General features: G+C 70.8%; 19 protein-coding genes and 1 tRNA gene. 12 read left to right on the forward strand and 8 right to left on the reverse strand.

The genetic code is table 11. From position 1 onward, the window contains the following. Positions 1-114: 114 nt before the first annotated feature. Positions 115-648 carry a hypothetical protein gene (locus Q3Y56_RS16510; protein ID WP_304462672.1) on the reverse strand — a complete coding sequence of 178 codons (534 nt, stop codon included), beginning with the start codon at positions 646-648 and terminating at the stop codon, positions 115-117. A 52-nt stretch (positions 649-700) separates the two neighbouring features. Here Q3Y56_RS16510 and Q3Y56_RS16515 point away from each other — a divergent pair, with 52 nt between their 5' ends. From Q3Y56_RS16515 to Q3Y56_RS16525, 3 genes are all read left to right on the forward strand, one after another. Further along, positions 701-1,357, forward strand: coding sequence for an ATP-binding protein (locus Q3Y56_RS16515; RefSeq protein WP_304465645.1), 657 nt, complete (start codon positions 701-703; stop codon positions 1,355-1,357). A gap of 1,316 nt (positions 1,358-2,673) precedes the next feature. Continuing rightward, positions 2,674-3,495, forward strand: a complete 822-nt coding sequence (locus Q3Y56_RS16520) for a hypothetical protein (RefSeq protein ID WP_304465646.1) — start codon at positions 2,674-2,676, stop codon at positions 3,493-3,495. Between the two features lie 44 nt (positions 3,496-3,539). Beyond that, positions 3,540-3,776, forward strand: coding sequence for a hypothetical protein (locus Q3Y56_RS16525; RefSeq protein WP_304462673.1), 237 nt, complete (start codon positions 3,540-3,542; stop codon positions 3,774-3,776). 40 nt (positions 3,777-3,816) lie between these two features. On the opposite strand, the gene Q3Y56_RS16530 is transcribed toward Q3Y56_RS16525, so the two are convergent. Both Q3Y56_RS16530 and Q3Y56_RS16535 read right to left on the reverse strand, forming a co-directional pair. Continuing rightward, the gene (locus tag Q3Y56_RS16530) at positions 3,817-4,122 is read right to left on the reverse strand and encodes a hypothetical protein (protein WP_304462674.1); all 306 of its coding nucleotides are present in this window, start codon (positions 4,120-4,122) and stop codon (positions 3,817-3,819) included. A gap of 477 nt (positions 4,123-4,599) precedes the next feature. Beyond that, the gene (locus tag Q3Y56_RS16535) at positions 4,600-5,367 is read right to left on the reverse strand and encodes a GNAT family N-acetyltransferase (RefSeq protein ID WP_304462675.1); all 768 of its coding nucleotides are present in this window, start codon (positions 5,365-5,367) and stop codon (positions 4,600-4,602) included. Between the two features lie 491 nt (positions 5,368-5,858). Here Q3Y56_RS16535 and Q3Y56_RS16540 point away from each other — a divergent pair, with 491 nt between their 5' ends. Together Q3Y56_RS16540 and Q3Y56_RS16545 are read left to right on the forward strand one after the other, a co-directional pair. Then, on the forward strand, positions 5,859-7,088 hold the full coding sequence (locus Q3Y56_RS16540) for an FAD-binding oxidoreductase (protein WP_304462676.1): 1,230 nt from the start codon (positions 5,859-5,861) through the stop codon (positions 7,086-7,088). Further along, the gene (locus Q3Y56_RS16545) at positions 7,085-7,258 is read left to right on the forward strand and encodes a BBE domain-containing protein (protein ID WP_304462677.1); all 174 of its coding nucleotides are present in this window, start codon (positions 7,085-7,087) and stop codon (positions 7,256-7,258) included. Before Q3Y56_RS16540 ends, Q3Y56_RS16545 begins: the two co-directional genes overlap by 4 nt. A 1,945-nt stretch (positions 7,259-9,203) precedes the next feature. Here Q3Y56_RS16545 and Q3Y56_RS16550 read toward each other — a convergent pair. Beyond that, a tRNA-Trp gene (locus Q3Y56_RS16550) sits at positions 9,204-9,279 on the reverse strand. A gap of 300 nt (positions 9,280-9,579) precedes the next feature. Here Q3Y56_RS16550 and Q3Y56_RS16555 point away from each other — a divergent pair. The 3 genes from Q3Y56_RS16555 to Q3Y56_RS16565 are packed head-to-tail and all read left to right on the forward strand — an operon-like array spanning position 9,580 to position 12,962. Then, positions 9,580-10,320: an ABC transporter ATP-binding protein gene (locus tag Q3Y56_RS16555; protein WP_304462678.1), complete on the forward strand. Its 741-nt coding sequence runs from the start codon at positions 9,580-9,582 to the stop codon at positions 10,318-10,320. A gap of 7 nt (positions 10,321-10,327) precedes the next feature. Then, a complete protein-coding gene (locus Q3Y56_RS16560; RefSeq protein WP_304462679.1) occupies positions 10,328-11,710 on the forward strand; it encodes an ABC transporter permease in 1,383 nt (460 codons plus the stop codon). Further along, positions 11,703-12,962, forward strand: coding sequence for a sensor histidine kinase (locus tag Q3Y56_RS16565; RefSeq protein ID WP_304462680.1), 1,260 nt, complete (start codon positions 11,703-11,705; stop codon positions 12,960-12,962). The genes Q3Y56_RS16560 and Q3Y56_RS16565 overlap by 8 nt, the downstream gene beginning before the upstream one ends. Positions 12,963-12,969: 7 nt before the next feature. On the opposite strand, the gene Q3Y56_RS16570 is transcribed toward Q3Y56_RS16565, so the two are convergent. The 3 genes from Q3Y56_RS16570 to Q3Y56_RS16580 all read right to left on the reverse strand — a co-directional run bounded on the left by Q3Y56_RS16570 (position 12,970) and on the right by Q3Y56_RS16580 (position 14,425). Next, the gene (locus Q3Y56_RS16570; RefSeq protein ID WP_304462681.1) at positions 12,970-13,641 is read right to left on the reverse strand and encodes a response regulator transcription factor; all 672 of its coding nucleotides are present in this window, start codon (positions 13,639-13,641) and stop codon (positions 12,970-12,972) included. Between the two features lie 218 nt (positions 13,642-13,859). Next, positions 13,860-14,030, reverse strand: a complete 171-nt coding sequence (locus tag Q3Y56_RS16575) for a hypothetical protein (RefSeq protein WP_304462682.1) — start codon at positions 14,028-14,030, stop codon at positions 13,860-13,862. Positions 14,031-14,068: 38 nt separating this feature from the next. After that, positions 14,069-14,425, reverse strand: coding sequence for a PRC-barrel domain-containing protein (locus Q3Y56_RS16580; RefSeq protein ID WP_304462683.1), 357 nt, complete (start codon positions 14,423-14,425; stop codon positions 14,069-14,071). A gap of 156 nt (positions 14,426-14,581) precedes the next feature. On the opposite strand from Q3Y56_RS16580, the gene Q3Y56_RS16585 reads away from it, so the two are divergent. Together Q3Y56_RS16585 and nhaA are read left to right on the forward strand one after the other, a co-directional pair. Beyond that, positions 14,582-15,415 (forward strand): YhjD/YihY/BrkB family envelope integrity protein, encoded by an 834-nt coding sequence (locus Q3Y56_RS16585; RefSeq protein ID WP_304462684.1) that lies wholly within the window; start codon positions 14,582-14,584, stop codon positions 15,413-15,415. Between the two features lie 262 nt (positions 15,416-15,677). Beyond that, positions 15,678-17,006, forward strand: a complete 1,329-nt coding sequence (nhaA, locus tag Q3Y56_RS16590; protein WP_304462685.1) for a Na+/H+ antiporter NhaA — start codon at positions 15,678-15,680, stop codon at positions 17,004-17,006. Positions 17,007-17,097: 91 nt separating this feature from the next. Here the strand turns inward: nhaA and Q3Y56_RS16595 are convergent, their stop codons facing one another. Further along, the gene (locus Q3Y56_RS16595) at positions 17,098-17,625 is read right to left on the reverse strand and encodes a DUF5994 family protein (RefSeq protein WP_304462686.1); all 528 of its coding nucleotides are present in this window, start codon (positions 17,623-17,625) and stop codon (positions 17,098-17,100) included. Between the two features lie 306 nt (positions 17,626-17,931). Here Q3Y56_RS16595 and Q3Y56_RS16600 point away from each other — a divergent pair, with 306 nt between their 5' ends. Together Q3Y56_RS16600 and Q3Y56_RS16605 are read left to right on the forward strand one after the other, a co-directional pair. Next, positions 17,932-18,468, forward strand: coding sequence for a DUF5994 family protein (locus tag Q3Y56_RS16600; RefSeq protein WP_304462687.1), 537 nt, complete (start codon positions 17,932-17,934; stop codon positions 18,466-18,468). A gap of 106 nt (positions 18,469-18,574) precedes the next feature. Continuing rightward, positions 18,575-18,838, forward strand: coding sequence for a hypothetical protein (locus tag Q3Y56_RS16605; RefSeq protein ID WP_304462688.1), 264 nt, complete (start codon positions 18,575-18,577; stop codon positions 18,836-18,838). The last annotated feature ends 30 nt before the right edge of the window (positions 18,839-18,868 follow it).

The following is an 18,868-nucleotide window of genomic DNA, read 5'->3' on the forward strand; positions in this document are numbered from 1 at the left end:
CCTGCGCCGCATCAGCGTCGGCGCTCACGCACAGCTACTTTGGGGCTGGTGTCGGAGCTAGGCAGCGTTTGAAATGTTGATCAAAGCGTTGTTGGGCTTCGCTCATGCGCCGCGCTACCGCACCGGCGCGTCGAGCTCAGCCCTGGCTTCCCGGATGAAGCCGTGCTGTGCCGTTTCCAGGGCCTGACTGCGCTCAACGAACATGCGTAGACGCTGAGCGAAATCCGCTGCGGGAAGGCGCATTGTGTTTGCCTTTGCCAGGGCCTCTTCGTGGATGGTGGAGGCCAAGTCGGCCATGCGGTCCGGGCCGGTGATAGTCACCGTCGTGACAGATCGCTGAAGTGCGTCCAGGGCGGCGTTGGTGGGAGCCCACAGTTCCTGGTGGTCGGCATCCTCGTCCCAGTCCGGCCGAGCGCGAGCGGCGACGATCGGGCCGAAGGTAGCCTCGACTTCGCCGCACTGGTCGAGAACGGCCGCGAATGCAGCTTGTCGCTCTTCCCGCAACCGATGCCTGACATCAACGGCTTCTTGATCCCGTACCTGCCGCCGGATTGCCCAGCCTTGGACGAGCGCACCCCCAAGAGCCCCCGTCAGCGTTCCGGCGATCCCCAGCGCAGCAGCCCAGACGGCTGCATCCCCCTGATCCATGCTGCACATCATGCTGCCCACGTCGGCGACCAGGTCAGGGCACCCGCAGATGATGGACGGCGAGACGGTGTCCGACGGGGTTTACAGAGACTGCCTATCAGGGCGAGCTGGACGGTCGCCTCGTAACGGACCGAAGCACCGGGCAACACACCGCAGCGCCGGTCCCGTGAGCCAGGGACACCAGCCCTTCAGCGATCTCACTCTCGCCATTACGCCGAACGCGGTCTCGTGGGCACGACGGCACACAGTCGACGTGCTGCAGCGATGGAGGCTGACGAGCGACACCATCGAGACGGTGCGGCTCCTCGTCTCCGAGCTCACAACCAACGCCATCCGGCATGCCAGGCCCGGGGCAACGACAGCCATCCCCTCGCATACGCCCTCTGGCACCGGAACGATCTCCTTCAGGCTCCACCTGACCAGTTCCAGCGTGTTCGTCTTCGTTACCGATGGCGCCCCCCGCCCACCAATGCGCAGAAAGGCAAACAGCAGCGCCACGGGCGGGCGGGGATTGCTCCTAACCGAAATCATGGCCAGCCGCTGGGGCTACTACCCCTCGCAGACACGTGGCGGGAAGGTCGTCTGGGCGGAGGTCCCCACCCAGCCATCAGCAGCTTCCGGCGCCCGAGACAGCGCATCACGGCCCCATGGGCTAGAGGTCAGCCCCGTGCTGCTCAGGCAGGTCCTGACAGGACTGGACGAGTTGTAGCGAGTCCACCGGCGTGCGGCCTAAGAGATGGGATCTTCGGGTGGCTGAGCATGTGCGGCGTTCCCCGCGGACGTGGAGGCCGTCTGAAGCCATGGAGCCAGGCGAAGGTGCGCTTCGCACCCGGGCGGCATGCGCCGCTGCCAGGCCCCAGCCGACCGGATCGGTCTCGTCTTCCTGGCCGCAAGAATCGCCGTCGGCATCCGAAGCCGATCGGCGCGCTGGCCCATCGCCAAGGGCTGATCAGCCAGAGGGGGCGACTGCAGCGACGGGCTTCGAAGGCTGAACGCGGGAGGAACCCGCGCTCTCCCCTCCTCACAAGGATGCGGAGAGGACGGGTGGTTGACCGCATCGCATGCCGGCTCGGGCCCTTCCCTACGGCTTGCGTGGGGCTCTACGCTCGTCCGGTGTCCGGAAGCTCACAGCCAGGCGTCAGCGCCGTCACCCGGGGGAGACCGTGGACGTCCCGACGTTGATCCTGTTGGGGGCGGCGGGTGGTCTGCTGCGTGGGGCCCTGGACCTGTACACCCGGTTCGTGTCCTGGCAGGCCGATCGCCGCGCCCATCGGCTGAGCGCGGCAGGAACGGTACAGGGGGAAGCCCTCCGGTTCCAGGCGTACTTCGACCCCGCCGTCGACATCGTCGCGGCCGTCGTGCACAGCGCTATGGGCGCCGGGGCCGCGGTGCTGTTCGGCACCACGGGACAGATCAGCGGTGAGTACGCCGCCCTCGTCGTCGGCATATCGGCACCTATGCTGCTCACCCAACTCGGCCGCATTCAGACGGTGAACGAGGTGATGACGGGCGACCGGCAGTCGGCTGGTGCGGTGGAGGCTGCGGCCGCGGAGGCCGGCGCGCCTCCGGATGCCAGGGCCGTGGGCGTGGGGGGCGCGGACGGCTCCGGTGCGGTAGAGGCCCCGGGCGCCGCAGACGCCGTAGCGCCGTCTGCTCCTCCGCCCCGAACGGAGTCCCCGCCCGCGCGCTCGCAGTCCCCCGCGGACCTGGTGCCTCCCGCCGCCCTTGCCGAGTGGCCGCCGTCCACCAGGAGGGCGATGCCTGCGTCCACGCCACCTGCAGGGGTCGCGGACGTTCGCACGCCGGAGCCCGCACCCGGCGAGCTCCCGGCGGACCGAACCCAGCCCCCGGATCCCACGAGCCCCGGGGACGCTCCCTGCCCCCGGACCCGGCCGACGGAAGGGGATCTGGCTTCGACAGTCGAGGCGCGCCACGATGGCGGCATGGGCCGGCGATCGGGGAGGAGGGGCTGTGATCAGTTCTCCACAGCACCTGCTGAGCGAAGACCGCCGGGAGTACGAGCAGATGCTGGACGAGGCATTGCGCGCCGCCCACCGCCCGGAACTGGCCGCCGAGGGCCAACTGCTCAGCCCGGAGCAACTGCGCACCCTTGCGCTGAATGCCACCGCCGTCATCACGGCGGCCGCGGCGGCCGAGTACCAGCACTACGTACGGGTCCGCGAAGAACTCCGTGGTTCGGCGTCCGCGTACTCGTCGATGGGCTCGGTGACCGCCGCCCCTGCCTCGTCTGCCTTCCACCGCTCCGGCAGCCGCGCAGCGGCCACCCGCCACCACGCCCCAGGAGGTCTGGGCCATCGGTTGGGCGCAGCTGTCCTGGGCGCCGGGCAACCGGGCGGCCGCCGCATCAGCGACGGAATCGCTTCGCGCCGCTGGGCCGGGATGTCCTATAGCCGCCGCCTGCGGGCAGCGCTGCTCGGCCTGCACGTACGCCCCGAGGTGCCGACGGCGGCGAGAGCGGCCGGGTTGCGATCACCGCGACCGTCCGAGCAGCCCGCGGCCGTCCGCATGCCCGCTCGCACGCGCACGGCCAGGAGCAAGACACCGGCTGCGGAGACGACCGAGGCCGCCGGAGCCGGTGGACTCGCCGTCTTCGCCGTGCTCGCCCCCACCCTCTCCGGAACCGCCGCCGCGCTCTTCTTCCTCATTGGACTCATCCTCAAGACGTTCGAAGCCGAGCCGGCTCTCGCCCGAGCCTTGATCAACGCCGGGTGGCTCGCCGGAGCCGTGGCTATGGTCACGATCGTCGTCTGCGCGGTCCTCCTGCTGGTCACCGCTGTGCGTAGCCCCGGCCAGCCCCCGGGGAGGCCGCGGACAACCACGCACTGAGAGAGGAAGTGGCACGGGCCAGAGATGCCTGGCGGGAAGCAGTGTTGGAACGCGGCATCAAGCCCTTCCTGCGGGAAGCCCTCGTCGACCCCGCCTCGGCTCCTCCGCGCTGGAACACCTCGTCCGCTCCCACCAGCCGCCTACCGCACCTCGGCTACAACCGCCCAGGCTTCACCACCCCCGACGACAGCCCCGGTCGCGCTCCGGCCCCTCGCCCGAGCTTCACCAGCCCCGACTACACGAGTCCGGACTTCGGAGGCCCGGAACGCCAGTCGGAGTGACACTCCGAAGTCAGACCGTGCCGTCGGAGCGGCGAGCGGCCTATGCCCAGGCAACGAGGGGCGGACGTGGCCCAATCGCCGCATCAAGCTGCCTCGCGACCAGCAGGGCATCTGCTGCTCTCACGGGTTCGCCGGATGCAATCTGCTCCGCCGAGATGACGCCTCGAACGGCGGCAATCACTGGGTCATCCGGTAGTGCGGCGCGAACGGCCTCGATCACGGCATCCAGCACAGGCAGCGCGATACCTTGGACCTCTTGTTCAGGATCTCTCCCGGTCAGCTCTTCAAGCGCCTTGATCAACGCCTCGGTCTTCTGCTTGGCGCCGTAGGGGTACTCCCTGCTCACCAGAGGCTCCTTCTCGCCCTTCGGCCTCCCCCCATCAAGCGTAGGCCCGAGGCGACGTCGCAGCCCGGCTGGCCGAAGAAGACCGGAGAGAACGTGTGAACAAGACGCTGCCGCTCTTGGCACGCTTGCACCAGCAACCCCCTGCTCAGCAGCATCCCGACTGCCTACAACGGCCAGCCTCCTCCCGTGCGGAAGGATCCAGGGGGGGCCGATGCATCCGCACTCGTGCCCTATCCGTGCCCTCCAGAGCGGTAAACACCGGTCAAGAGAGGTGCCAAGAAGCACCACCGATAGCACACCACAGCGATGTTTTCGCAGGTCAAATGGCATCTTGACCCCGCAGACACCGTTGATTCCCAAGCTCAGAGCGCGAGTTCGATTCTCGTCACCCGCTCCATGACGAAGCCCCAGGTCAGCGACCTGGGGCTTCGTCGTTGGCCCGTCGTTTCGAAACCGGCGGGCTTTACCGCGGTGGCGTCACTGAGAGGCCCACCAGGTCGAGGGCGCCGCGGCGGTGTAACCCAGCGACTCGTACAGCGGCCTGCCCAGCTTCGAAGCGGTGAGCGTGACCGGCAGGTCCGCCAGGTGGGCGAGGGAGCCGAGCATGACGGCCCGCCCCACGCCACGCGACCGGAAAGCCGACGAAGTGCCGACCCAGTGATGGCCGCCGACGCCGTCGTCCACGACGCTGACGCCGGCTCCCGCGGGCACGCCGTCGTGCGTGGCGACGAACACGTCCACGCCCGGCTGCTCGATCAGCGCCGTCGGGAACAGCTCGCCGGGGCGGTAGGGCTTGAATCCGGCCAGCTCGAAGCCCTCGATCACGATCCGCTCGGCCGCCTGGAGGTCCTCGGGCCGCCGTACCCGGATCACGTCCAGCATCGGTTCGCCGACGGGCCCGGGCGGGCGCAGCATGACCGGCATCTGCCAGCTGCGCATGCCCAGGTGGCTCAGGTCGGTCGAGCTGAACGGATCCTCGGCGTTCACCGGGCCTGCGGCTCGGCGTACCAGCTCGCTCAACTCGGTCAGTTCGCGCGGGTCGAGGACCGGCTCTTGGATCAGGATCCGCAGGCCGGCGCGCACGTCGCCGTCGACCGCGACGAATCCGCGGCGCCGGATGACCTCATGCCCCCGGCATCGGCCGGTCGCGGTCCACAAGGCGGCGGAGTTACGGGCCTGACGCATCGGCGCCTCGGCCAAGGCTACGGACGTGGGCTGGTCGGCCGACGTAGATCGTGTTGTCATTGCGCCTACGGTACTGCGCAATTGCCCCATCACAGGGGCCAATTCCATGCGAGCTGACTGGGCCACCTGCGCGGCCGGACCACCTGGCGAGCACGAGCGGCTCCATGTTCCGTCTCGATCGTTGCCGCTGCGCCGCGTTCACAAGACCAGGCTGAGGTTCCCGGCGACCGAAGACAGACACGAGCCGTGCCACAACGTGCCAGTAGGGACGGTGAACAGCGGTCAACAGCAGGCACGGGAAGATGGTTGTGAGCCCTGCAGCTGGTGGTCTTTTCCGCAGGCCAGAGGCCGTCTGAGCGCTCAAGTGCTGGGTGATTCCCAAGCTCAGAGCGCGAGTTCGATTCTCGTCACCCGCTCCATAGCGAAGGCCCAGGTCAGCGACCTGGGCCTTGTTTGTTGCGGCGGGACCAGGCCCACAGCTCCACACTGCGGTCGGACGGGCGGCGGCGTAGCATCCGACACAGAGCCCCGAGAGACTCCGGGGAGGCGCGATGGCGTCCCTGCAGGTGAAATCGCGAACCGGCGACCTGGTACTCCTGGACGAATCGGCTGCCGAGCGCTTGGGTGCGGAGCTGCGCGGCGAGCTGCTCCGCCCGGATGATCAGGCATACGACCAGGCGCGCGCAGTCTGGAACGGCCTGATCGACCACCGGCCCGCACTGATCGCCCGCTGCTCCGGAGCAGCCGACGTCGTTCAGGCGGTCACCTTCGCACGCGAGCACGACCTGCTGGTGTCCGTACGAGGAGGCGGGCACAACATCGCGGGCAAAGCGGTGTGCACTGGCGGCCTGATGATCGACCTCTCGCCCATGCGAGGTGTCGCGGTCGATCCGGAGCGCTGCACCGCCCGAGTCGAGGGAGGTGCGACCCTCAAGGAACTGGACCGAGCCACGCAGGCATCGGGCCTGGCCACGACGGCGGGCGTCGTGACGCACACGGGCGTCGCCGGGCTCACTCTGGGCGGCGGCGTCGGCCGGCTGGCCCGGAGGTACGGCCTGGCCTGCGACAATCTGCGGGCCGCGGAGGTCGTCACCGCCGACGGCCGGATGGTGAGGGCAGACGGGTCCGACAACGCCGACCTCTTCTGGGGTCTGCGGGGCGCCGGAGCCAACTTCGGGGTCACGACCTCCTTCGAGTTCCAGCTCCACCGCGTGGGCCCCGAAGTGCTCGGAGGCGTCGTCGTCCACCCCCTGGGGAAGGCGAAGGCCGCCTTGAGGTTCTACGGCGAGTACTCCCTGTCGGCTCCCGACGAGCTGTCGGCCGACGCGATCTTCCTGACTTCGCCCGATGGCGACCCGATGCTCGCCATCTCCGTGTGTTACGTCGGGTCGGTGGAGGAAGGCGAGCGCGTACTGCAGCCACTCCGGCGGTTCGGCCCGCCGCTGGTCGACGAGATCGGCCCGGTCGCGTACACGGAACTACAGGCCGCGGCCGACGCCTTCTTCCCCACCGGCCTCCGCTACTACTGGAAGTCCCATTTCCTGGAGCGGATCGCCGACGACGCCGTGGAGGCCACGGTGGACCACTTCGCCCGCGTCCCGTCCCCCAGGTCCCTCATCGTCTTCCAGCAATACGGTGGTGCCGTCAGCCGCGTCGACCCATCCGCCACGGCCTTCCGCCCCGGAACGCGCAGTACGACAACTTCGCCGCGTCCATCTGGACCGGCCCCGGGGAACTCCAGACACAGAGGCAGTGGGTCCAGCGGTGGTGGGACATCATGAGCCCCTTCTCCCTGGAAGCCGAGTATGCGAACAACCTGGGAGAAGAGGGCGAGGAGCGCGTGCGGGCGGCCTACGGCGGGAACTACGAGCGGCTGGTGTCCCTCAAGAACACGTACGACCCCGCAAACTTCTTCCGCTTGAACGCGAACATCCGGCCGGGCACGCGGTGACACCCAACAGTGCACCGGATACAACGGCTTGACCACGAACCCGGCAAACGCTCCCGGTCGCAGCACCAGCACGTTTCGGATTCGGTCGGGGCTCCGGCCGAACCTGAGACGGTTCAACACCCGTACATCTGCTGCCTTTTCACCACGCATTCGCTGGTGACCCAGTGGCGGTGGGTTCTGCGGACGCCCCGGTTTCAAGGTTCGGGAATTGGCTCCACGTCGATGATGACAGCCCCGTCGCCGCCAGCCCCACCGTCCTCGCCGCTTCCCCCGGAACCACCGGCAGACCCGGCAGAGCCGGGGCCGGCACCACCGAAGAGCCCGCCTGGGCCGCCGGCGCCACCACTGCCGCCGGAGCCGCCGGAGCCCCCGTCGCCACCACTGGCGCCAGCGCCGAAGGCGTCGCCGTCGACGACGATGGCAGTGCCACCGCCCCCGCCGGAGCCGCCACTGCTGCCGCCGGCGCCACCGCCTCCGCCGGACCCGCCCGAACCGCCCGATTGGTTTGACCCCGCACTGCCGGTCGTACCGGAGCCGCCTCCGCCACCGGCGCTACCGTCGTCTCCACCGATCGTGCCGGTGAGGATGCCGACACATTCAACTGATACTTGGCCACCGTCACCGCCGGCCCCGCTGGTACCGCCAGCACCACCACCGCCGCCAGCACCACCGGCACCACCGCCGAGCAGGCCGGAAGAGCCGCCTCTGCCGCCCCCGCCACCTGCCCCGCCGCCCGCCGACCCACCGGCGCTGCCGCCTTGAGCAGAGGCCAAGTCGACCAAGGCGAGGGACACCTCGCTGTCCTCACCATCTTCACCGAGGCCGCCCTGGCCGCCTCCAGTGCCGGAACTGCCGCTGGCTCCGGGGGAGGAGACCGCGCCGCCGCCCCGCCGGGGCCGGCGCCACCGCCGGCCCCTTCGTTGCCGGCGTCCCCGCCTGCCCCTACCACGACGGTCAATATGGTGCCGGGGCGAGCGGGCACATCGGTACATTCCACGAAGCCGCCGGAGCCGCCGCCACCGCCCCCGGCTCCGACGCCACCGCCACCGCCGCCGCCCCCTCCTCCGCCGCCCACCGTTGTAGCGGCGCTGCCGCCGCCACCGCCGCCGCCACCGCCGCCACCGGCGCCGCCCGCGCCGCCGCCCCCGCCAGCCCCTGCACCCCAGAGGCGGATGGTCAGAAGCACCACGGGGGTCTCATCAGGGTCGCCAGGAACCGGGAAGCTGTGTTGGCCAGGGTCCTCGAACTCGAAGTGCTGCTGCGTGCCCTGCGCAGCCGCGCTGTCAGCGACCACCATCGGTGGAAGCAGTCCGCCGACCAGCGCCGCCACACCCGCACCGGCCCGCATTCCCAGGACAGCGCGCCTGTGCAGATGTATCGAATGCCGCACCACGATGTGCCTCCTCGACTAGTACGCGTTTCAGACGAAAGTGAACGTGAGGGGCGTCTGCAGCTCTCTTAAACCGCGAACAACAGGGATTGTGTGCGAGGCGCAACGTGACGCCAATGCCACGAGGGAGGCGGGAAGGAGTGCAGTAGAAAGTGCGGTTCAGACAATGCCACACGAACGGTGCCACCGAGGTAGCTGGGGCGATGGGGCGCACGGCGATCCCTCTGGCGGGGCGGCGGGTCACGGCGGCATTGGCCCGCCTCGCACCACTGCCGCACCAGTAGAGGCGGTCAGCCACGGGCAACCAGGAGTGCAGACGACAGCCTCGGCGGGCCGCAGCTTGCTGCACAACGGGCCGCTGACCTGCGGCGACGCATCGAAAGCCCCTGTGATTCCCAAGCTCAGAGCGCGAGTTCGATTCTCGTCACCCGCTCCATGGTGAAGGCCCAGGTCAGCGACCTGGGCCTTGTTGATTGTCTAGACCTCTTCTGGGCTCCCGCACCACTTGCGCACGGGGCCACCCGCGCATCAGTCCGTACCGTTGCCGGTGACACATGGCAGGGGTGACAGGAGTCGAACCTGCGACATCCGGTTTTGGAGACCGGCGCTCTGGCCTCTGAGCTACACCCCTTCGACGCCGCTCAGCCTGGCATGGCTGGGCACGTGGTTCCACGCATTTTCTTGCTGGGCACGTCTCCTGCCGCCGCCGACAACAGGCCACGTGGCTGCAGATCACAAGGCGCAGGCAAGGAGCATCACCCGGCGGCGGCCCGGGAGCAACCCGGCCCGGGAGCACGCGTCGTCGCCGCTCCCGGGCCGTTGCTGCATGCAGGGCCGTTTCTGTGGGCGCGGCCGGGGTTCGGTTATCCGAACCCCCGATTCGGGTGGGAGCACGATCGATCGGCGGGCCCGCGCTGCCGAGGATGACGTCATGACCTTGTTGATGACGGAACCCGCCGCTCGGGCGGAGGAACTGCACCGCGAGTACGGTCGGGGCGCCGCCGCCGTACACGCGCTGCGAGGGGTGAATCTGGCGTTCGGGCCAGGGACGTTCACCGCGGTGATGGGCCCCTCGGGCTCGGGAAAGACCACGCTGCTGCACTGCCTCGCAGGGATGGACCGGCCCACGCGCGGTGCGGTCTGGTGGGGCGGTACGGAGGTGTCGCGACTGCCCGAGCGGCGGCTCGCGCAACTGCGCCGGAGCCAGGTCGGGTTCGTGTTCCAGGCGTTCAACCTGATGCCGGCGATGACGGTCGCCGAGAACGTCGAACTGCCCGGCCGCCTCGCCGGTGAGCGAGTGGGCCGGGCCGAGGTGCTGGACGCGCTCGCCCGGGTCGGCCTGACCGGCCGCGAGCGGCACCGGCCCGGGCAGCTGTCCGGCGGCCAGCAGCAGCGGGTGGCGATCGCCCGAGCCCTGGTGTCCCGTCCCGCGGTGCTGTTCGCGGACGAGCCCACCGGCGCCCTGGACCGCACCACCGGCCACGAGATCCTGGCGCTGCTGCGCGCCGGCGTGGACCGGGAGGGGCAGACCTGCGTGATGGTCACCCACGACCCGGTGGCCGCGGCGTATGCGGACCGGGTGGTCCTGCTGGCCGACGGCCGGGTGGTCGACGACCTCGACCGGCCCGGGCCGCAGAGCATCACCGACCGGCTCAGCCGGCTGGGCGGGTGAGCCGGCCGTGACGCGTCTCGCGCTCGGACAGATGCGGCAGCGTCCCGCCACCTTCCTCGGCCTGGCGGCCGCGCTCTTCCTGGCCGTTGCCACAATGACGCTGTTCGGCTCGCTGCTGGCCGCGCAACTCGATGCCCCCGCCCGTGCGCGCACCGCTCCGACGGGGCCCGGGCTGACGGTGATCGCGGCCGCGTTCGGCGAAATCGCCGTGCTGGTGGCCTTCTTCGTGGTGGTCAACGCACTGGGCTTCGCCGTCCGGCAGCAGCACCGGGAGCTGGCGCTGCTGCGGACCATCGCCGCCACGCCCCGGCAGGTCCGGCGGCTGGTGCGCCACCAGGTCGTGGCCGTCGTCGTGCTGGTGGCCGTTCCGGGGTCGGTGGCCGGCGCGGTGGCCGCCCGGCGCTTCCTCACCGAGCTGACGCGCCGCGGCATGGCCTCGCCCGCGGTGCGCGTGCCTGCGACGCCCGTACCGATGCTGGTGGCCACGGCGGCGGCCCTGGTCGTGGGTACGGCGGCGGCAGCGGTTGCCGCGCGCCGCATCGCGCGGATCGCGCCGGCCGCCGCCATGGCGGCGAGCTCGACCGAGCACGGCCGCGGCGGCCTCATGCGGGTGCTCGTCGGCGCGGCCGCACTTGTGGGCGGCGGCCTGCTCTGCCGCCTCGCCGCCACCCGGCCTCCGGACGAGGGGGACAAGGCGGGCCAAGCGGCCCTGCTGGCCTCACTGGTCCTACTGATCGCCGTCGCCCTGCTCGGCCCCCTCGCGGCCCGCGGCATGGTCGCCGTCCTGGGCGCACCCGTACGCGCCGTGGCCGGATGCTCGGGCTGGCTCGCCGACGCCAACCTGCGCGGGTACGCGCACCGGCTTTCGGCCGCCGTGGTGCCAGTGGCGCTGCTGGTCGGGCTGTCGGGCACCATGTCGATCATGACGAGCACCGCCGAGAACGCGCTCGGCCGGGCGGCCGACCCCGGACTGACCACCGTGACATCGGACACCGACACCTGGTTGCGGCAGGTCGAACTGGCCTTGCTGGTCTGCTTCGCCGCCGTCTCGACGGTCAACACCCTGGTCGCCCTGACCGCCGACCGACGCCGTGAATTCGCGCTGCTCACCCTGGTGGGCGCGACACGCCGCCGGCTGTTGAGCATGCTGGGTATCGAGGCCGTGCTGACCACCGCGGTGGGCGTGGTGCTCGGTGGGCTCGTGGCCGCGGCTGCCTCCTCGTCGTTCAGCGTGGCGCTGACCGGCTCGGCGGTACCGTCCGTCCCGGCGGCCACCTGCGGCTGGATCGTCGTCGGCGCGGCCGCGCTCACCGTGCCGGGCATCCTCGGCACCGGCGCCCGGGCGGCCTCCGGGCCCGCGACGGAAAGGGTGGGCGGGCAGCGTGGCTGAGCGCGACAGCACGGCCGACCGCGTCGGCGAGCGCGGCGGCCTGCGGCGTTTCGCCGTCCGCGGGGGCGACCTCGCCTTCGACATCGTCGGTCTCCCCCTGACCGTGCTTGGCGGCGGGTACGCGCTGGCGGTGCTGTACGCCGGTGGGCTGCTCTCCCTCACCGTGCTGGGGCTGCCGTTCGTGGTCGCGGCCCTGCGGGGCGCACGGCGGCTGGGCGACCTCCACCGGTGGCTCGTCCACCGACTGCTCGCGGAGCACATCACGGCGCCCGAGCCGCTTCCTCCTGTGGACGGCGTGATCGCCCGAGGACGCGCCGTGCTGACCGATCCGGTGGCCTGGCGGACCCTGCTCTACCTGCTGCTGCGGCTGCCGCTCGGCGTACTCGGCTTCGCCACGGCGGTCGCCCTGCCGCTCGCCTGCGGCTGGCTGATCGGCTACCCGCTCTGGGCCCGACTACTCGAACCGGGCGAACACCCCCTCGGATGGCCCGACCCGGCAGCCGTCCTCCTCGGCCTCGCCCTGCTCGCCACCGTACCCAGCGCGATCCGCGCGCTGAGCTCGCTGAACCGGGGCCTGGCCCGGCTCCTACTGGGCCCCGCCCGCACCCAGCGACGACTGCGCCAACTCGAATCCGCCCGCAGCACTCTGCTCGCCGAGAACACCGACCACCTCCGCCGGCTCGAGCGCGACCTGCACGACGGCACCCAGGCCCAGCTCGTCGCCATCGCCATCACGCTGTCCCTGGCCGACGACGCCCTCGCGGACGACGACCGCCCGGACCTCGCGCGGTTGCGCACCCTCGTCGGCCGGGCCCGTGGCCAGACCGACGACACCATCGCCGAACTGCGCCGACTCACCCAGGGCATCCACCCTGTCGCCCTCGACTCCGGCCTCGGCGAAGCCCTACCGCCCCTCACCGCCGCCTCCCCCGTCCCCGTCGCCATCAGCCTGGACCTCCAGGAACGTCCCGAACCGGCGATCGAACGGGCCGTCTACTTCTGCGTCGCCGAACTGCTCACCAACATCGCCAAGCACAGCGCCGCCAGCGCGGCCGCGCTCGAGGTCACCTCGGCAGCGGGCCGGGTACGGCTCACCGTGCACGACGACGGACGCGGCGGCGCCGTCCTCGGCGCCGGCAGCGGACTGTCCGGCCTGAGCGAACGGCTGGCAGCCGTCGACGGCACCCTGCGGATCACCAGCCCGACCGGCGGACCCACCACCATCACCGCCGAACTCCCCACGCGGCTCTGAGCGCGGCTCAGCCGCCTGCGCCCGCCTCGGACAGGTAGGCGAGCACCGCCTTGACGCGGCGGTTGTCGGCGTCCGACGCCGGCAGGTCGAACTTGCTGAAGACCGCCGCCACGTACTTCTCCACGGCGCGCTCGGACACCACCAACCGCGCCGCGATCGACCGGTTGGAGTGCCCCTGCGCCATCAGCTCCACCACCTCGCGCTCCCGCGGCGTCAGCGCGTCGATCCGGCTCCGCTGCCCGCGCCGCATCAGCCGCGTCACCACCTCGGGATCGAGCGCCGTACCGCCCTCGGCGACCCGGTGCAGCGCCTCCACGAACTCCGACGTCCGGGCGACGCGCTCCTTCAACAGATACCCGACCCCCGCCGCACCGGCCGCCATCAACCGCTCCACCCAAGCCGTCTCGACATGCTGCGAGAACACCAGGACGCCCACCTCCGGCCGGCGCCGCCGGATCTCGACCGAGGCCCGGATGCCCTCGTCCGTGTGCGTGGGCGGCATCCGAACGTCCACCACCGCCACATCCGGCCCCTGCTCCTCGACCGCTGCCAAGAGCTCCCCGGCCGTCCCCGCAGTAGCCACCACCTCACACCCCCGGGCACCCAGCAGCTCCACCATCCCCTCCCGAAGAATGACGGAGTCCTCGGCCAGTACCACACGCAGCTGACGGTCGATCATGCCGTTAATTATCGGCGGAGCCCAAGGACGACGGTGACCGTCTGCCGACTCCGCTCGACCCGCTACCGGACCAGTAGAGGCGGTCAGCCACGGGCAACCGGGGACGCAGACGACGGCCCCGGCTGGCCGCGCTGCCTCCCTGTGCCGGATGAGTGGATCAGCACGTACTGCGGCGGCGCTTGGCGCTTGAGGCCCCGGGTGCCCCGAAGCGGCCCGTATCACCGGATGGGGCGCCGCCCCGTCCGTCGGGACCAGCGCACGGCGATGAAGACCACGTCGACCACCAGCAGCACGATGCCGATGATCAGCAGGTAGCCCAGACCTTCTGCCACCGCGCCGATGATCCCCAGCACGACGGCCACCAGTGCGAGGAACAGGAAGAGAGCCATGATGCGAACGCCTCCTTGGGACTGGGCGCGGGCGGCGGTCAGCGACGTGCGAGTTGCCGTTCGCCGCCCGCTCCCGGCTGGTAGGTCATGTCGTAGTGCCGGAAGACCGCTTCCTCTGCCTCGGCGGGCAGGATGTCGTCCATGCCGACCGAGGGCGCCTTCTTCACCAGCGCCCTGGCGTAGGAGACCTTGAGGTAGTCCGGCCCGAGGATCGCGTCGTCCAGGGGGACGAAGGCCAGGCGGTGACGGGTGGGGAGTCCGGTCCGGACCGTGGCCACGGCCGGTTCGTCGGTGGTGGTGTCCACATAGATCGCTTCGAGCACCCCGATCTTGTGGCCCCTCGGGTCGACGACGTTGTGGTTGCGCCACTCACGGATATCGGCTGCCTGGATCATGGCGTGCCCTCCTGAGCCGTTCACCCAGCCGGTGCGAGCCGTCAACACGGGTAGTCACAGCCCGCCGAGACCGGCAGTGCTTGCCCCTTCCAGGTTATCCGGGAATCTGCGCGTCGCGCGTTCGCGCGGTGGCAGCGACCGTGGTAGTCGACGGGCATGCCGATGAAGCCTTCCAGCGCAGCAGGCCGTCCATCTCTGATCGGACGACTACGCGACGCGATCAGCCATTCACCAGTGGGCCGCGGATGGCGGCGGAGCATCGATCTCGAACTGTGGCAGCGGTCCCTGGGCTTCGCGGCGCTGGGGCTCCTCACGCTGGTGCCGCTCCTGATCATTGTGTCCTCGGGCGATCCGGAGCATGGGCGGGGGTTCGCGCAGTGGCTGGGGGAAGGACTCGGAGTCTCGACGGCTGCCAGGGAAGAGGTCGAGCGGCTGTTCATCCGCCCCAGCCAGGCACTGCGGACCACGACCGTGTTCGGCATTGCCGCCCTCGCCGTCTTCGGTCTGTCCTTCAGTGCGGCGGTGCAGACCGGCTACGAGAAGGTCTGGGATCTGCCGCCGGCTCGCTGGTGGGCCAGGTGGCGGCATGTGGTGTGGCTCGGCGTCCTCACCGGCTACCTCTTCGTCTCCGCGACCACCACACTGCGGCGGGAGTCCCCGGCGGGCGCTTTCGCCGCCGCGCTGAGCGCCGTCGTGTTCTTCTGGTGGTCGCAGCGCCTGCTGCTCGGCGGGCGGGTCGCCTGGCGCGCTCTGTTGCCCGGCGCGGTGGCCACCGTGATCGGACTGCTCGGTCTCAGGGTCTTCTCCCAGGTCGTCTTCTCGCCGTTGATCGCATCCAACGCGGTCTCCTACGGGCCCTTCGGTACCGTGCTGGTCCTCCAGTCCTGGCTGGTCGGCGTCGGGGTCGTCGTCTTCGGCGGTGCGGTGGTCGGCCGTCTGGTCCACGAGGAGATCCCACGCATGGCACGGGCACTGAAAAGGCGAGGATGAGATGCGGCCCCGGGATAGTGACGCCATGTGCCCATCGTGTCCCGCGCGTCGACCTGTTCGACCGGGCCCGCGTCGTTGCCTGGCGGCGGTTCTCGTCGCGGTTGGCTGACGCGCCGGGCGGCTTGGTCAGCAGGGGCACGGGCGTGGAAGGCTGCGGCGGATAGCGTGGGAGGAACGCGTCGAGAGACGCGGGGTGCGGGAAGTCCGGTCGGTGTCGAAGGGGCCCTTGTGCCCGCCCGGCAATGCCCCGGAGGTGCCTCCCATGTGTGCTGCTCCGCGTGAGCGTTCGGTCTTCCTCGGGCTGCTGCCCTGGCCGGAGCGCGTGCAGGTGGCCCGGGCCCTGCGGACGGAGACGGTCGGCGGGCTGGTGCTGCTGGGCGCCGCCGCGGTGGCGCTGGTGTGGGCGAACACCCCGTGGAACGGAAGCTACGAGGCACTGCGCGATCTCCACTTCGGCGTTCCCGCGCTCGGGCTGGATCTGTCGGTGGAGCACTGGAGTGCCGACGGGCTGCTCACCGTCTTCTTCCTGGTCGCCGGGATCGAGCTCAAGCGCGAACTGGTGGTCGGCGGGCTGAGCACCCCGGCCACGGCGGTGCTGCCGGTGGTCGCCGCGGTGTGCGGCATGGCGGTGCCCGCGGCGATCTACCTGGCCACGGTCACGGTCGGCGGCGGGCGTGCCGGGGGGTGGGCGGTGCCGATGGCCACCGACATCGCCTTTGCGCTGGCGGTGCTGGCCGTGCTCAGCACCCACATGCCCACCGCTCTGCGGGCCTTCCTGCTGACCCTGGCGGTCGTCGACGACCTGGGCGCGATCCTGGTCGTGGCGGTGTTCTTCTCCAGCGGTCTGAAGCCGGCCGCCCTCGGGGGTGCCCTCGCCGGGCTGGTGGTGTTCTCCCTGTTGCAGCGGTTCCGGGTGCGCGGCTGGTGGTGGTACGCGCCGCTGGGCGTGGCCATCTGGGCCCTGACGTACAACGGCGGGGTGCACGCCACCGTGTCCGGGGTGGCGATGGGCCTGCTCCTGCGCTGTGCCCGTGACCAGGACGCGGGGGAGGACGCCTCGCCCGGGGAGCGCACCGAGTACCTGCTGCGACCGGTGTCCGCCGGTGTCGCCGTGCCGCTGTTCGCCCTGTTCGCCGCCGGAGTGAGCGTCTCGGCCCCCGTGCTGGGCGCGGTGTTCACCCGCCCGGAGCCGCTGGGCGTGGTACTGGGCCTGGTCGTCGGCAAGACGGTGGGGATCTTCGCCGGAACCTACCTCGCCGCCCGGTTCACCCGGGCCCGGCTCAACCCCGACCTGGCCTGGGCCGATGTCTTCGCCCTCGCAGTGCTGGCCGGTATCGGCTTCACCGTCGCCCTGCTGATCGGTGAGGTGGCCTTCCCCGACCCGGCCGATACCGGGCGCGTCAAGGCCGCCGTCCTGCTCGGCTCACTGCTCGCCGCGGCAATGGCCGCGCTGCTGGTCAAACGCCGTAACCGCATCTACCGCGGGCTGTGGGAGGCGGAGAACCGCGACGAGGACGCCGACGGCATCCCCGACGTCTACAAGCGCGGCACGGGCGGCGGACCCGCGCCCGGCGCCGCGGGTGAGGACTGAGCGCCGGGCGACCACCGGCGCGAGGGACGGTCGGGAGGGCCGTGTGCGAGCGCTCGTGACCGGCCGAAAGGGGGGGGCCATGGGCGGAGCGTCAGGTCGAATCGCCGCGTCGCTCGTCTGTCTGTGTGCGTTCCGCGGGACTCGGGTGTGCGGGATGGGTCCCGGTGTCGATGAGGATCTGCTCGGCTGGGGTGATGTTGTCGGCTCGTACGGCCTGGGCCATCGCGGCGCGTGCCGCGTCGAGCGTCGCCTGCGGAGGCACGACCAGCAGGGAGAAATGATCCGTGTCGCCTCGGGTGATGAGGACGGTGTCGTCACCGACCGGGAAGGAGTCGAGGTGGACGACCCGGTCGTCGATGATCAGTCGCGTCGGCAGTTCCTCCCAGGCACTCGCGTCCAGTCCCACGCGGGTGATCGGGCCGAGATGCCGGCTCAACGCGGTGATCAGATTCGGTAGTTCGGCGGCGATGTCACGGGATCGCGGCCACCACGCGCCATCGAGGATTCCCTCGCGCAGCCGTGTCGTCTCCAGCCTCACAAGTGCTGTCCCGGGCTTCACTGCCTCGTGGATCCCGTCCGGCAGGAGCCTGGGGGGACGCGGGGTGTCGGAGTCGGCCATGGTGAGCTCCCCTCGACGGGGACCGGCATCTTCACTGGATGGCCCGTGGCGGACCCGCCGTGGTCGCCACAGTGAAGGGTTCCAGGGCTTCACCGTACTCCGCATGCCGGCCCGCAGGCTCGTCCGCGAGGCTCAGCGCGGCTCGCATTCCTGCGAAAGCGCTGGTCGCGGAGGCATACGGGCCGTGGGCCGGAGTAGTGTGAAGACACCGGGAGTACGTCGCACACCGGCTCCCTGTGCCGGTGCCGTTCCCGGCGAGCAACAACACCGGGCAGTCGAAGACCGGCCCGGAGGCGGGTTCGCGCCATGACCATGACTACCGAACGCACGATGATCGATGAGCGCGTCTCCTCGCCACCGGCCCGCTTGGCTCTGACGCCCGCGGGCGCGCCTCCAGGGCTTCTGGACGGCGCCTGGTGGCCCCGGTCCCGGGACCTCTTCCGCGAGCTGCCCGCTCTGACAGACAGGCTGGACAGGTGCTGGGGCCGGATCACCCACGTCACGGTGAACCCGACCCACTGGCCGGTGATCCCCCCGAAGGTGCCCGTCACCGGGCACACGGTGCACGTGGGCTGGTTCACGGATGAGCAGGACCCGCACAAGCTGATACTGCTCTCCTACAACGCAGGACGCTGGGACCTCCTGGTGATCCCACCGGAAACCGGCGCGGCCTCCGCCGCCCGGCTGATGTCCGCCGCAACCATCCCCGGCAGCCTCCTCACCGCCAGCAGGCTGATGGACGACGAGGACGCGATCCGCGACGCGGCCGAGGACCGGGGCCGGGAATCGGAGTGGGACACCGAGGGCGGGGCCGCAGGACACCACGACGGGGACCGCGGATGACACCGACGCTTCTCTGGCCGGGGGCGGTGGGTGCGACGCCGAGGCGGCGCGCCCACCGGCACGTCACCGGGGTGCTTCCCACGCCACCTGACTGAATGAGGACACCATGAAACCAGCGGAACCAGTGCCCTCGGCCGGACACGCCGAAGTTCGCATCGTCGCCGCGTCCCCGGAGACGGCACGCCAGGTCGCGGAGGTTCTCCGGCGCTGCTTCGCCTCCACAGAGCAACGCAGCTACCCCGTAGGCCACGACGGCGGAACCCGTCTCCACCTCACCGTTGACACCGCCCACGCCGCCGAGCCCGCCCGCTCCTGGCTGCTGTCCAGCAAGTCGTCGGACGACGACCGAACGCAGCCGGACGAGGTCTGAGGCACCGACCGCAACGGTGCGCGGCGCCGC

This window comes from Streptomyces sp. XD-27 (assembly GCF_030553055.1).
GTDB lineage: Bacteria > Actinomycetota > Actinomycetes > Streptomycetales > Streptomycetaceae > Streptomyces.

Coding starts and splice junctions, on each gene's coding strand:
- Q3Y56_RS16510 (WP_304462672.1), bottom strand. CDS start 648: ATGGATCAGGGGGATGCAGCCGTCTGGGCTGCTGCGCTGGGGATCGCC.
- Q3Y56_RS16515 (WP_304465645.1), top strand. CDS start 701: ATGGACGGCGAGACGGTGTCCGACGGGGTTTACAGAGACTGCCTATCA.
- Q3Y56_RS16520 (WP_304465646.1), top strand. CDS start 2,674: ATGCTGGACGAGGCATTGCGCGCCGCCCACCGCCCGGAACTGGCCGCC.
- Q3Y56_RS16535 (WP_304462675.1), bottom strand. CDS start 5,367: ATGACAACACGATCTACGTCGGCCGACCAGCCCACGTCCGTAGCCTTG.
- Q3Y56_RS16540 (WP_304462676.1), top strand. CDS start 5,859: ATGGCGTCCCTGCAGGTGAAATCGCGAACCGGCGACCTGGTACTCCTG.
- Q3Y56_RS16545 (WP_304462677.1), top strand. CDS start 7,085: ATGAGCCCCTTCTCCCTGGAAGCCGAGTATGCGAACAACCTGGGAGAA.
- Q3Y56_RS16555 (WP_304462678.1), top strand. CDS start 9,580: ATGACCTTGTTGATGACGGAACCCGCCGCTCGGGCGGAGGAACTGCAC.
- Q3Y56_RS16570 (WP_304462681.1), bottom strand. CDS start 13,641: ATGATCGACCGTCAGCTGCGTGTGGTACTGGCCGAGGACTCCGTCATT.
- Q3Y56_RS16575 (WP_304462682.1), bottom strand. CDS start 14,030: ATGGCTCTCTTCCTGTTCCTCGCACTGGTGGCCGTCGTGCTGGGGATC.
- Q3Y56_RS16580 (WP_304462683.1), bottom strand. CDS start 14,425: ATGATCCAGGCAGCCGATATCCGTGAGTGGCGCAACCACAACGTCGTC.
- Q3Y56_RS16585 (WP_304462684.1), top strand. CDS start 14,582: ATGCCGATGAAGCCTTCCAGCGCAGCAGGCCGTCCATCTCTGATCGGA.
- nhaA (WP_304462685.1), top strand. CDS start 15,678: ATGTGTGCTGCTCCGCGTGAGCGTTCGGTCTTCCTCGGGCTGCTGCCC.
- Q3Y56_RS16595 (WP_304462686.1), bottom strand. CDS start 17,625: ATGGCCGACTCCGACACCCCGCGTCCCCCCAGGCTCCTGCCGGACGGG.
- Q3Y56_RS16600 (WP_304462687.1), top strand. CDS start 17,932: ATGACCATGACTACCGAACGCACGATGATCGATGAGCGCGTCTCCTCG.
- Q3Y56_RS16605 (WP_304462688.1), top strand. CDS start 18,575: ATGAAACCAGCGGAACCAGTGCCCTCGGCCGGACACGCCGAAGTTCGC.